Source organism: Paenibacillus sp. JT22N15, assembly GCF_059383755.1.
The window spans coordinates 41,588-54,880 of record NZ_JBXENV010000022.1; the positions used below are offsets into that span (position 1 = coordinate 41,588).

The following is a 13,293-nucleotide window of genomic DNA, read 5'->3' on the forward strand; positions in this document are numbered from 1 at the left end:
CGCAGCTGTCTTCCCCTTCTATATCCGTCTAACGGATTCGTCTATTCGTAAATAGCTACAACCGGATTTGTCTGCTCGCGGTTGCGGCCGACTGAGAAAATCGCAATCGGAATACCTGTCAGCTCCGATACGCGGTTCAAGTAATTGCGCGTGTTCACTGGCAGATCATCCAGCGTTTTTGCGCCAGAAATATCCTCGGACCAGCCTGGAAGCTCCTCATATACCGCTTCGCATTCCGCAAGCATTTTCAGGCTTGCTGGATAGTGCGTAATGATTTCGCCCTTATATTTGTAGCCTGTGCAAATTTTAACCGTTTCAATGCCCGTCATAACGTCAAGCGAGTTAAGCGACAAGCCTGTAATTCCGCTAACACGGCGAGCGTGGCGCACAACGACGCTGTCGAACCAGCCTACACGGCGCGGACGGCCAGTAACTGTACCGTACTCGTGGCCTTTATCGCGAATCAAATCGCCGATTGCATTGTTTTGCTCCGTTGGGAATGGGCCATCGCCTACACGTGTTGTATAAGCTTTCGCTACTCCGATAACTTGCTGAATTTTCGATGGGCCTACGCCGGAACCGATACATACGCCGCCAGCGGATGGATTGGACGAAGTTACGAATGGATATGTACCTTGGTCAATATCCAGCATAACGCCTTGCGCGCCTTCGAACAGCACCTTGTTGCCAGCATCAATCGCATCATTCAGTACAACGGACGTGTCCGTTACATACGAGCGAAGCACTTCAGCATAAGCGAGGTATTCCACAACGATGCTGTCTGCATTCAGCGGCTCGCCGCCGAATACTTGCTCAATTACTTGGTTTTTCTCAACAACAAGACGGCGCAGCTTTTGCTCAAACTCTTCTGCATCCATCAGATCGGCAATCCGAATGCCGTTGCGAGCGGCTTTATCCATGTAGCAAGGACCGATGCCTTTGCCCGTTGTACCAATTTTATTATCGCCTTTACGCGTTTCTTCCAATGCATCAAGTACGATATGATAAGGCATAATGACATGGGCACGATCGCTGATTTTCAAGTTCTCAGTCGAAAACCCGTTTTCTTGAATATAGTTAATTTCTTCAATTAGCGCTTTAGGGTTAATAACCATACCATTACCGATGACACACACTTTATTGTGATTAAAAATACCCGAAGGTACCATCGTTAATTTATATTTCTTATTGTCAATGAGAATAGTGTGCCCGGCATTGTTACCGCCTTGATAGCGAGCGACGACGTCGGCGCCTTCAGCCAGATAATCGGTAATTTTGCCTTTTCCTTCGTCTCCCCACTGCGTACCAACCACAACAACCGTAGACATAAACATACCCCCGTCCGGTGTATAGACACACCGAAATTTACTGTTCTTCTATTGCACCGGTTTTCCCTTTCGTACGAGAACAACGGGTGTCACACGAAGACAGCAATATTAGTGTAGCAGTACCCGAAATAGAAGTCAAACTAAAAACGAACAATTGTAGAAGTAGCTCTACAATTGTTCGGATATCATTAAGATGCCTGCGATGGATCCTCATGAGAACGGTCCAAGCTGACGAATTTATTGAAATTTTTCAGAAACACCAGCTCTACCGTACCAACGGGTCCATTCCGCTGCTTGGCGATAATGATCTCGATAATATTCTTTTTCTCCGATTCCTTATCATAATAATCATCCCGATAAAGGAAGGATACAATATCAGCATCTTGCTCAATCGAACCGGATTCCCGAAGGTCGGACATCATCGGACGCTTGTCCTGACGCTGCTCAACGCCCCGGCTGAGCTGCGACAGCGCGATAACCGGCACTTCAAGCTCACGGGCAATCTGCTTCAGGGTACGGGAAATTTCCGATACTTCCTGCTGCCGATTTTCCCCTGCCTTGCCGCGGCCGGAAATGAGCTGGAGATAATCGATCAAAATCATGCCAAGCCCGCGCTCTTTCTTCAGACGACGGCATTTCGCACGAATATCGGCAACCGTTATGCCGGGCGTATCATCAATAAAGATTTGCGCCTCGGATAAGGCACCAATCGCCATCGTCAGCTTTTCCCAGTCGTCGCCCTCCAGATAACCTGTCCGCATCCGTCCTGCATCCACGTTCGCTTCTGCACAAATCATACGCTGCACAAGCTGGGCTGCCGACATCTCCAGACTGAATATGGCGACGGTCTCGCGTGCGCGCACGCCGACATTTTGGGCAATATTCAGCGCAAATGCTGTCTTACCAACGGAAGGACGGGCTGCAACGATAATAAGATCGCTGCGCTGGAAGCCGGACGTCATTTTATCCAAATCGACAAAGCCCGATGGAATGCCTGACGTACCGCCTTTGTTCATATACAAATGCTCGACCTTCTCAAACACTTCCATCAGCACGTCGCGGATAGATATAAACCCGCTGCTGGAACGCCGATTGGAAATTTCGAGAATTTTCTGCTCCGCATCGCCGAGCAGCGCACCCACCTGCTCTGTTCCGGCATAACCTTCGGTTACTATATTCGTAGCCGTGCGGATCAGACGCCGCAGCAAGGATTTCTCCTCTACGATCTGCGCGTAATAATCGACATTCGCTGCCGTTGGAACGGAGCTGGCCAGCCGTGCCAAATAAGACACGCCGCCAATTTCGTCGAGCAGCTGCTGGTCCTGCAAATGCGCAGTCAGCGTGACAAGATCGATCGGCTGATTATTTTCAGCCAGCTCAATCATCGCTTCATATATGCGCTGATGGGGGCCGCTGTAAAAATCTTCACTGCGAAGACGCTCCATAGCTGTAATCAGCGCTTCCGCCTGCAGCAGTACGGCACCGATAACGGCTTGTTCCGCCTCCATGTTCTGCGGCGGAACGCGATCAAACTTCAGCTCTGTACTCATCATTTCCCCCTATAATCTATTCTATTATTCCTCCGTTGTTTGAACGCGCAGCTTGGCTTTCACTTCAGGATGCAGCTTCACAAGCACTTCCGTCATGCCAAGTGTGCGGATCGGTTCTTCCAGCTCAATTTTACGTTTGTCGACCTTAACGCCTTGTGCAGCAAGCTGCTCGCCGATTTGCTTGGATGTGATGGCGCCGAACAGGCGGCCGCCTTCGCCAGCCTTCGTCTTCAGCACGATCGTCATTTCCTCCATCTTCTTCGCAAGCGTCTTCGCATCTTCCTTCTCCTGCGCTTTACGCTTCTGCTCGGAAGCATTTTGCACTTCGAGCGTCTTCAGATTGCCGTCTGATGCCGGTTTTGCCAGTCCTTTAGGAAGTAAAAAATTACGCACATAACCTTCGGATACGTCTTTAACCTCGCCTTTTTTTCCTTGTCCCTTAACATCTGCCAAAAAAATTACTTTCATTCAAATAACCCCTCTTCCTTATCAATTTCTTTTAGTACCGCTTTAAGCTTCTCCGCAACTTCACTAACGGTGCCTTCAAGCTGGGCGGCAGCGTTCGTTAAATGCCCGCCTCCGCCCATTCTTTCCATTACGACCTGCACGTTCATGTCGCCAAGCGAACGCGCGCTAATACCAATTAGGCCGTCTGTGCGCTCGCCAACGACGAACGATGCCAAAATATCGGTCATATTGAGCAGCGTATCTGCTGCCTGCGCAATCAACAGCTGGCCAACCTTGCGGCCCGGCTCGGTAACCGCAATCGCGATATGCTCATAATGCACGCTCGCATGCTTAATAATTTCCGCCTTGCGGACATACTCTTCCAAATCTTCCTTCAGCATCCGCTGCACCAGCATCGAATCCGCACCGTTGCGACGCAGGAACGATGCCGCCTCAAACGTTCTGGCACCGGTACGAAGGGAGAAGCTCTTCGTATCTACCGTAATGCCAGCGAGCAGCGCGGTCGCTTCCCGGACATCAAGCACAATCCGATCCGCAATGTATTGAAGAAGCTCGGCAACGAGCTCGCAAGTGGAGGACGCATACGGCTCCATATAAACCAGCAGCGCATTCGCAATAAACTCCTCGCCGCGGCGATGATGGTCGATGACCACGATTTTCCCATGCGCTCCAATGAGCCGCGGTTCCTTCACCATCGATGCCTTATGGGTATCGACGACAACCGTCAGCGTCTTATTGTTCGTCATGGACATCGCCTGCTCCGGCGTAATGAACCGTTTGGAGAAACGCTCATCCTCGCGCAGCATCTCCATCATTTTCTGAATCGAAGGATTAATGCCCTCCAGCACGATAAAAGCTTCCTTGCCGAATATTTGCGCCGCCTTCGTAATCCCAATAGCTGCGCCGATTGCATCCATGTCCGGCATCTTATGGCCCATAATAATAATATTGCCGCTTTCCTTAATCAAATCTCTAAGCGCATGCGCCACGACGCGAGCCCGAACGCGGGTCCGCTTCTCGACCGCATTGGACTTGCCGCCATAGAAGGACTGCCTGCCGCCGATTTTGACAGCTGCTTGATCCCCGCCGCGCCCAAGGGCAATATCAAGGCTGGATTGCGCCCACTGTCCCAGCTCGACGATGCTCTCTGCCTCGGCTGCAAAGCCAATGCTGAGCGTTGTTGGGATTTTCTGATCACAGGTCAGCTCACGAACCTCGTCGAGCAGGACAAACCGCGATTGCTCCAGCTGTCTAAGGGTCTTGAGGTCCGTAATGAGCATAAACCGGTCTGAGGTAAGCCGCTTAATATGAAGCTGATAGCGCTGCGCCCACTCGGTAATCTCTGTCGTCACCTTGGACAGCAGCGCCGAACGCTGATTATCGTCCATGCCCTGCGTCACTTCATCCAAGCTGTCAATCATGACGATACCAAGTGCCAGCTTCTCTTCTTCATATTTCTTGGAGAGATGCCAGAGCTCCGTAATATTTTTCACATACAAAATACGTTCTTCCGGCTTGAAAATCAGTTGAAAAACATAGTTCCCCACTATAACCTGCTGCTCTGCCTCGCGTTCCTTGTCCTTTGACTGGTGCAAGGAGGGGAACAGCTCTGCGATGGTCTGGCCCACGACAGAATCATGGCCCAAAATCTCAGCAATATAAGGGTTATGCCATTCAACCGTCTTGTCTTCATTATACAATATAATACCGAAAGGAAGCTCGCTAATCACATCATTGCCAGCCTTCTTTACCCGGTAAGAAATCGTACCTAAATACGTTTTTAAATCTTTGCGGAACGCCCGCTCCGCCAGAAAACCATATACGCTGAAACCGATCATAAACAGCAGAGCAATAAGCCCGATTCGCCATTCGAACCAAGCAAGTGCTGTCGTCATAACCGCCATAATAGCGAAAGCCGCCAACTGATGCATGCCATGCCAGCGAACAACTAAAAACTTTGGCATTTCCTGATCGCTCCTGTGCTAGGATTTCTTCGTAAATGACTTGCGGATGGGGAAAGCAGCATCAAGCACACCGATTAAGCTAAGCGGTGAGAAAATTAGTACAGGTATTGCAATCAGCACCGGGATAGCCGGGTTCCATTTGCGTTCATGAGCCAAATAGAAGAAGAAACCGACGGCTTGAATTGCAAAAGCCAGCCTCAGCAATGGCAGCAAATTAAGCACTGCTACTCCGATGAAGGATTTGCTGTCAGGACTGACAAACAGGCTTAGAATGTAAACAATCACATAATAAATGACTAAAACCCGCGGCAGCATCCAATCTTTCGCCAGCGGCATTCTCGGCACCTCAATGCCTGAAGAACCAAGCACACGCCGTGAAATATACTGGGTAACAACAGCGTAAAAGAACGATACGCTAATAACAGCGAGCGGAATCGTATTCAGCATCATTTGAATGAGCATCTCGGTATACTCATCGCTCCATTCCACAGGAAGCAAAGGCTGCAATTGTGGATCATTAAATACGGAGCGAACAAAATTGCCCATTTCGCTAGTCAGAGACAAATCTAAAATCACTTCAAAAGCTGCAAATTCCATCAAAAACAGTACAAGCAGCGTAATAACCGTTCTTGACAGCACTTTATGTGCAGGCAGCTGCTTCTTGAACATATGCCCCATCACTATAGAGGGAACAAGGAAAAACAAACCGATAATTAACGCTGGAGCTCCTAATATGAGGAAGGACAACACCCATACCGGCAGCATATGCAGAATGAACCCACGCGCGGGAAGCGCTGTGTACAACACCACATAAGGAACCATAAGAAACAATATGGTCAAAATATTAAGAACAGGTACAGCTATGGACAATAACAGGAGCAGTGCTGCCGCGCTCCATAAAACAGATTTCATACCGGTCTTCAAACCGTTCACCTCTTGCACATGTATATTCGTAATTCTTGCCGCCATGCTTGCCAGACCCCATTATATCATAAATAAGCTTCACCGCATCCAACAAGCGTAAACGGCATTGGCATACTTTGTGGGCAATGCTCGTTTCGCGATGAAATAGAAGCTTATTTATATAGACAAATTTATAATACCTTATATTTCAAGCGTAAACGGCTTTGCCTTACTTTGTAGGCAATGCTCGTTTCGCGATGAAATGTTAGGACGTGTATGCCAACGTAAGCGAGCCAAATGATAATCGAATGTAGCTTCATACGTATTCCTACTCCTACTGGGAATATCACCTATCCTGAATGTGAATCCACGTAACGAAAGGCAATGGCCTACTCTTCGATTAGGGGCTTTATGCCTTTACATCTTGAACAAAGATAAACTTGGCGGACACAGCTGTAGCTATTTCAACAGAATCGCAGGTTTGGGTACAGCTTGCGGACTCAGGAGCCGCTAATGCGCTGCAAATAGCCATTTTGACAGGGTAATGAAGACAATAATGGCTTTCCTGTCCGCTTACAGCCAGAAACTATCAAAAGCCAGAATAGCGGAACCTCAGTCCGTCAAAAATGGAGTGAGCCTCCCGAACTGCGTGATCTCAGCAACAGAGGTCTTACATTGATAAAAGGCGAAGAGCCGCTGCTCTCCGCCTTCCTTGAAATAGACTATGCTTCAATCGCAATCGCGCTTTGCATAATCGTCTGGCAATAATCAATAATTTCACTGCGCCGCACAATGCCAATAAAATGCTCGCTGTCATCGACGACCGGCACAAAGTTCTGCACCTTCGCCAGCATAATGAGGTCTTCCATGTTCGCGTCAATTCGAACCGAGCGGTGATTCAGCCGCAGCGGGACGTCCGCCAGCTTGACTTTATTCGTCATTTCGAAAGTCAGCTCCGGCCTATTTTTCATAAACCATAATAAATCGCCTTCTGTGACAGCACCTGCATATTCGCCCTCGGCATTAATAATCGGTACGGCTGTATAACGGTGATGCTCCATTTTCTCCAGCGTCTGCCTAAGTGTTGCGTCATGCGTTACCGTTACGACTTCCTGCTTGGGCAGCAGAAAAAACGCAATGTTCATCCGTCACTCAACTCCATTTCTTCCTTCGCTTACCGCCATGAGACTGCCCGCAGTCTACTCAGCGTCGCTTGCGCTGGACAATGAGCCAACCGGCTTCTGCACTTTCGAAGCGTACTCATCCGGCATAATTAAATCCTGCTTTGCCGTATCGGGGTTCAGCCAGCTGCCAATCATCGCCTGCGTCTTGGACAAATCGTCTTTATCCGCAAAATAATACCATGCGCCGCCGTTCGTCAGCCTGTGTCCCTCGCCTTTCAGCGTATGGCTGTATATCGTGCGGTTATCCTGCTGCAGCAACTGCTGCGCCAGCTTGATCATCTGGTCAGGCTGGATGTCCGTACTGAAATTTTCACCCATAATGTCAATCAGATCAGGAATTTTGCTCCATTGGCCGACCTCAGATACTTTATCCAGCAGCTGGTTCAGAAAAACTTGATGTCTTCCCGTACGGCTCATATCGCCTCCGGCATCTTCACGGTAACGAACATAATTCAGCGCATCATTGCCATTATATACATCCTGACCGCCTTTCACGACAAACTTTTCGTGATCGGGATCTTTATTTACTATATCTTCTGCAATCGGCAGGGAAATCCCTCCCATTGCATCAATAACATCTCTGAACCCTTGAAAATTAATAGCGGCATAATAGTTGATAGGCTGGTTAAATAGATTTTCGACCGTCTCTATCGCCATCTTGGCTCCACCAAATGCGTACGCATGCGTAATTTTGTCCTCTTTGTTTTTACCCACAATTTCCGTATACGTATCACGCGGGATGGACACCATGAGAATAGCGCCGTCCTTCGGACGTATGACCGTATAAATCATCGTATCCGATCTTCCCGTCTCCTTGCCGCGCTGGTCAACGCCGAGCAGCATAAGGGCGAACGGATTCGTATTCATATTGCCGACCTGAATAGGTTCGCGGCCTTCTATTGGTTTATAGGTTTGCTCCAGTTGGGTAGCTACCTGATCGGAGAGAAACCAGTTAAAGCCCAGCATAGCAAGCGCTCCACGATTGAAATAGCCCGCCGTTCCAAGCACAAGCACCGCTGCGCAGAGCGTATATATCCACTTCTTCTTTTTTGTCCATTTTGACATTGCTCTAACTCCTAACTAGTAAGATTATAGTGCTCAAGAAGCACACTCATCATCATAAACGACAACACTAAGCCATAAGTTACAAAACTTTTACAAGACTTTGCTACCAAATGATGTATTCTAGCGAGTTTTGGCAGGAATAATAGCGGGTAAGGAAGAATATAGTGTAACGCACATTCATTTTTAGAATCAGAAAGGATGACCTACACAAATGCAACAATTTAATCAACCTGATCAATCCTCAACTGGGCTCGATCCTAAGGTCGCAGCGCTGCTTTGTTATGTTTTGAGCTTTGTCACTGGAATTATATTCCTTGTATTGGAGAAAAACAGCCGGTACGTGAAATTTCATGCAATGCAATCGATTATTACATTCGGCGGCTTAACCGTGGTCATGATGGTGCTGAACATCATTCCGTTTATCGGGTCACTGATTAGCGCCCTGCTTGGTATTCTCGGCTTCGCTCTCTGGATCTTCCTGATGCTTCAAGCTTACCAAGGCAAACAATTCAAGCTGCCTTACGTTGGCGACATCGCCGAGAAGCAAGCTGCACAATTCAAGTAATTTGGTCAAGGTGAAACGGCTGGCTCCATCCTTTGGTGGGACGGCGCGTTTCATTCCGAGAAATATAGAGAAAGGATAACGTTTCGATATACTTTTCTATATTTCAAAAATAAGGCTCCCGTCCGCTTTAGGATAGGAGCCTTATTATTTACCCGCCTTGCGCACACTTGCGCAGCCAGCCTAATCGGACAGGTCCCCTGCCGCATCATTACCGATGCAGAAACAGGGTGGCATTCAAATACCGGCGAGCCAGCGAGTGGAAATACGCCGTCTGGATCGAAATCGCCGCAATGAACAAAATATTGCGGAGCGCCTCCGACTGGTCGTTCGTCAAATCCGGCAGCTTCTGGGCAAAACGGTCCGCCGATGCTCTAATCGCATTTTCCGTCAATGCATCCTGCTTGCTGCCGCCCTTCACATGGCCGAAGGTATCTAGAAGCTGGTCATTATTCGCATCCAGCTCTTCAAACATGGCCGAGTAAGACGCATATAGCTCAAGCGGGCCAATTAGATCGGCCGATTCATCCTCCGGCTTGATGAATAAAATCTCAAGCAGCTTGCGAATCGACTCAAAATCGAGATTCGACTTCAAATCATCAATGACGAACAACAGCGCCGCTTGATTCAGCGAATATTTTTTGCCCATTTTTGGACAATTGAAATACGCCTTAAAATCGCGCTTCACCCAATTCTGCATAGAGGTAATAGACATGTTGGAATACTCCACCATATGGCCGAGCGTAGCGATTTCCTGCAGTGAGAAGCCTCTCACCTCATTGCCTTTTATCATCTTCTCCAGAATGGGGGGAAGGGCCGTGGATAAGAAGGCTGGCAGGGAAGCTCCAGCTTCCAATGCATTGCGGTGCGTCTTCTTCCAGGCATCCTGCAGCACCTGCAAAGGACGATGTCCATCCTGTCCATCCAGCGCCATCAGCAGGCAAGCCATTTCTTTTCGAGTAAGCGTGAAAGACTCCATATCGCTTTCCTCCTACTTGTACTGAACCATTTCAAGTTCGAATGAACTTATCATACGCCCGCGATATAGGAATGTAAAGATGAGATAATAGCCAATAATATCAACATTTTTCGCATTTTTGCCTGTAATTTGCCTCATATGGCCTGCTAACAACGAATGGCGAGATTGCATATTGACCCTTGAGTTCGGTATATTAGTTCATAAGAACTTAAAATTCATTTAAAAAGGATAGTGAAAAGTAGACATGGGTATAGGACTTAATCTGTTATTGATTGCATTATTAATTGTGATGACTGCCTTTTTCGTAGCAACGGAATTTGCTGTTATCAGGCTCCGGGCAAGCCGGGTCGATCAATTAGTGCTTGAAGGCAAGAAAAACGCTCTTGCCGTACAACAGGTTACAAGCAATTTGGATGGTTATCTGTCGGCCTGTCAGCTTGGTATTACCATTACAGCGCTCGGGTTAGGTTGGCTAGGTGAACCGACAGTGGAGAAAATCCTGTTCCCTCTTTTTCAACAGCTTAGTATAAGTAGTGAAGTCAGTCACGTATTGTCCTTTATTATCGCTTTTGCTTCCGTAACCTTTCTGCACGTCGTTATTGGTGAGCTTGCTCCGAAGACGTGGGCGATTCAAAAAGCGGAATTCATCAGCTTTACAGTAGCAAAGCCAATCATCTTGTTCCACAAAATTATGTATCCTTTCATCTGGGTATTGAACGGTTCTGCAAATGCGCTTGTGCGCTTGTTCGGACTAAAGCCGGTGAAAGAGCATGAAGACGCTCATAGCGAAGAAGAAATTCAGATTATTCTGAATGACAGCTACCAGAGCGGCAAAATCAACAACACGGAGTATGGCTACGTGAGCCGCATTTTCGCTTTTGACGAAATGCTCGCGAAGGAGATTATGGTGCCCCGCACCGATATGATCTGCCTGTATTCCAATAAATCGTTAGTTGAAAACATGGAAATCATTCATAAAGAACAATATACACGCTTTCCTGTCGCACAAGACAGCAAAGACAACATTATCGGCATGATCAATACGAAGCAAATGTTTTTGCAATTTCATCATAATAAAGAGTTTGATTTCAAAAAGCTGATCCATCCTGTACTTACGGTTTCCGAAGTGCTGCCTGTCAAAACGCTGCTCAAGCGCATGCAGCAGGAGCAAGTGCATATCGCCATTTTGATGGATGAATACGGCGGAACGTCAGGCCTCATTACGATTGAAGATATTTTAGAAGAAATTGTTGGCGAAATTCGTGATGAATTTGATGCTGACGAGCGCAAGGACATTGAGAAGCTTGCTGACAACTGTTACCTGCTTGACGGTAAAGTATCACTCGACGAATTGAGCGAGCTTACAGGGGTCAATCTGGAGCATGAGGAAGTCGATACGGTCGGCGGCTGGCTGTACAGCGAAATTCAAGATCCGCGCATCGGCAAAGAACTTCATCATCATAATATGCGATTTATTATTCGTGAGATCGGCAAGCACCGAATTAAGAAGGTTGAGCTGATCATTGAAACGGATGAAATAGAGGCTCAGGTCGAAACAACGGCCTAAGGCAAATAAAATAAAAACGGGGTGCATCTCTTATATGAGAAGCGCCCCGTTTTTTCGAATGTTTGGTTGCCCTGCCTCATGCTGGAGACCATGTACGATGAAGCCCTGAAATGATAGAGATTACAACGAGCGAGCAGACAAGCGAAAGCGGAACAGCGCTGCCCGTCAAATAGCAAATACCCCCGATCAAAAGGCCGCCTGCGCCGTTAAACAGAATAAACTTAATAGCTGCTCTTGCCCTTGTACCGCCTATACGAAATGCAGCATAATGGATCGCACACACAAGGACATGTATAACGTATAAACTAGCAAAAAATATAAAGAACACAGCAAAACCGAAATCCCCATTGATGTCCGTTTCATGCGATAAAAAATAGTAATCCGCTTTGATCCATACAAAGCTGTAAATCGCGCTTAAAATAAAGGACACTGCGCTGACATTGACGATAAATTCTTTTTGCAATTTCCCCATAACCGACTCCTTGTCCCTTGCATGAGTTAGTTAACTGGCTGCTCCCGCTTGAACAGCTGCTTCATGAGCGGCGGGGTGACTAACGTTGTCACCATAATAACGAGTACGACCGGGGTAAAATAAGCCTGCGGCAGCAGCGCCGACTGCAAGCCGGAAGCAGCGATAATGAGCGCTACCTCGCCTCTGGATATCATTCCCGCCCCAATTCCTATGGACGAGCGCATATTGAAGCCTGTGAGTCTTGCTCCGGCTGCGGCGCCGAACAGCTTTGTCAGTATCGCAACAACGGATAACAAAGCGATAAACCCTATTTGCTCGCCGATTCCCGCAAAAGTAACGTTAAGCCCAATGCTGATGAAAAAAACAGGTACAAATAGCGAATAGGCGATCGGCTCGATCTTCGTTTCAACCGTGTGGCGAAGCGGCGTTTGCCCAATCGCAATCCCCGCAGCGAATGCTCCGATAATGCCAGCAACGCCCATAGCGTCTGCGAAATAAGCGAAGCCGAAGCAGATAACCAGCGCAGCGCTTATCGCTGCCTCTGTAACCGGGAAACGGGCCAGCCGCTTCATGACGAACGGCACTAGCCACCAGCTCGCGGCAATAATAACAGCAAAGAACAGCACTTTTTTCCCGAGCAGCAGCGGAATCGATACATCTCCTCCTGATCCAAGCAAGCTCATGACAACAGCCAGCAAAACAACGACCACCACGTCATCTACGACCGCCGCTCCGAGTATTGTCGTACCTTCCCTGGAGCTCAGCTTGTTCATTTCCTTCAACGTTTGCACCGATATGCTGACCGAGGTGGCGGAGAGCAGCAGCCCCAGAAAGATCGCCTGCGCGGAGGACAAGCCGAACAAGACAGCAGCCCCATATCCTCCGGCAAATGGCAAAATAATGCCCCCTAGCGCCACTGAAAATGAAGCTTTCCAGTCTTTACGCAGCTGCTCCAGATCCGTCTCAAGACCTGCGATAAACATGAGCAGCAGCACGCCGATTTCTGAGAAATGAGCGAGCCAGTCGCTATTGTCTACCCACCCAAGCAAGGCGGGACCAACGACTATACCTGCAAGCAGCTTTCCGAGTACAGCAGGCTGGCCGGCCTTGACGGAGAGTGCCCCTGCTATTTTGGACACCGCGATAATTAGCATTAAAGTTAAAATAAATTCCATTTTATTTCCCTCCTTATTTGCAGCAAAAAAATAAAAAAAGAGCCCGCATATATACGGGCTCTTTACAAGCAGACAG

General features: G+C 48.1%; 12 protein-coding genes. 2 read left to right on the top strand and 10 right to left on the bottom strand.

Going from position 1 to position 13,293, the window contains the following annotated elements:
* Positions 1–41 precede the first annotated feature (41 nt).
* From AC50X8_RS30000 to AC50X8_RS30030, 7 genes are all read right to left on the bottom strand, one after another.
* Positions 42–1,328, bottom strand: a complete 1,287-nt coding sequence (locus AC50X8_RS30000; protein WP_494883225.1) for an adenylosuccinate synthase — start codon at positions 1,326–1,328, stop codon at positions 42–44.
* Between the two features lie 188 nt (positions 1,329–1,516).
* On the bottom strand, positions 1,517–2,878 hold the full coding sequence (gene dnaB / locus AC50X8_RS30005) for a replicative DNA helicase (protein ID WP_056036140.1): 1,362 nt from the start codon (positions 2,876–2,878) through the stop codon (positions 1,517–1,519).
* A 24-nt stretch (positions 2,879–2,902) separates the two neighbouring features.
* Complete coding sequence (gene rplI, locus AC50X8_RS30010; RefSeq protein WP_056036137.1) at positions 2,903–3,346, bottom strand: 50S ribosomal protein L9; 444 nt, start codon at positions 3,344–3,346, stop codon at positions 2,903–2,905.
* The gene (locus AC50X8_RS30015; protein WP_056036133.1) at positions 3,343–5,310 is read right to left on the bottom strand and encodes a DHH family phosphoesterase; all 1,968 of its coding nucleotides are present in this window, start codon (positions 5,308–5,310) and stop codon (positions 3,343–3,345) included. The genes rplI and AC50X8_RS30015 overlap by 4 nt, the downstream gene beginning before the upstream one ends.
* Positions 5,311–5,328: 18 nt before the next feature.
* Positions 5,329–6,279 carry a DUF2232 domain-containing protein gene (locus tag AC50X8_RS30020; RefSeq protein ID WP_235533169.1) on the bottom strand — a complete coding sequence of 317 codons (951 nt, stop codon included), beginning with the start codon at positions 6,277–6,279 and terminating at the stop codon, positions 5,329–5,331.
* A 656-nt stretch (positions 6,280–6,935) separates the two neighbouring features.
* Entirely contained in the window at positions 6,936–7,358 is a 423-nt protein-coding gene (locus AC50X8_RS30025) for a CBS domain-containing protein (RefSeq protein WP_046232653.1), read from the bottom strand.
* 54 nt (positions 7,359–7,412) lie between these two features.
* Entirely contained in the window at positions 7,413–8,462 is a 1,050-nt protein-coding gene (locus AC50X8_RS30030; protein ID WP_056036130.1) for an LCP family protein, read from the bottom strand.
* Positions 8,463–8,673: 211 nt separating this feature from the next.
* Here AC50X8_RS30030 and AC50X8_RS30035 point away from each other — a divergent pair, with 211 nt between their 5' ends.
* Positions 8,674–9,027, top strand: coding sequence for a DUF4870 domain-containing protein (locus AC50X8_RS30035; RefSeq protein WP_056036127.1), 354 nt, complete (start codon positions 8,674–8,676; stop codon positions 9,025–9,027).
* A gap of 208 nt (positions 9,028–9,235) precedes the next feature.
* Here the strand turns inward: AC50X8_RS30035 and AC50X8_RS30040 are convergent, their stop codons facing one another.
* Positions 9,236–10,003, bottom strand: a complete 768-nt coding sequence (locus tag AC50X8_RS30040) for a DUF1836 domain-containing protein (protein ID WP_056036123.1) — start codon at positions 10,001–10,003, stop codon at positions 9,236–9,238.
* A 244-nt stretch (positions 10,004–10,247) separates the two neighbouring features.
* Between AC50X8_RS30040 and AC50X8_RS30045 the strand changes: the two genes are divergently transcribed.
* The gene (locus AC50X8_RS30045; protein ID WP_494883227.1) at positions 10,248–11,570 is read left to right on the top strand and encodes a hemolysin family protein; all 1,323 of its coding nucleotides are present in this window, start codon (positions 10,248–10,250) and stop codon (positions 11,568–11,570) included.
* A 76-nt stretch (positions 11,571–11,646) separates the two neighbouring features.
* Here the strand turns inward: AC50X8_RS30045 and AC50X8_RS30050 are convergent, their stop codons facing one another.
* Positions 11,647–12,042, bottom strand: a complete 396-nt coding sequence (locus tag AC50X8_RS30050) for a hypothetical protein (protein WP_494883229.1) — start codon at positions 12,040–12,042, stop codon at positions 11,647–11,649.
* 26 nt (positions 12,043–12,068) lie between these two features.
* Entirely contained in the window at positions 12,069–13,217 is a 1,149-nt protein-coding gene (locus AC50X8_RS30055; protein ID WP_494883231.1) for a cation:proton antiporter, read from the bottom strand.
* Positions 13,218–13,293 lie beyond the last annotated feature (76 nt).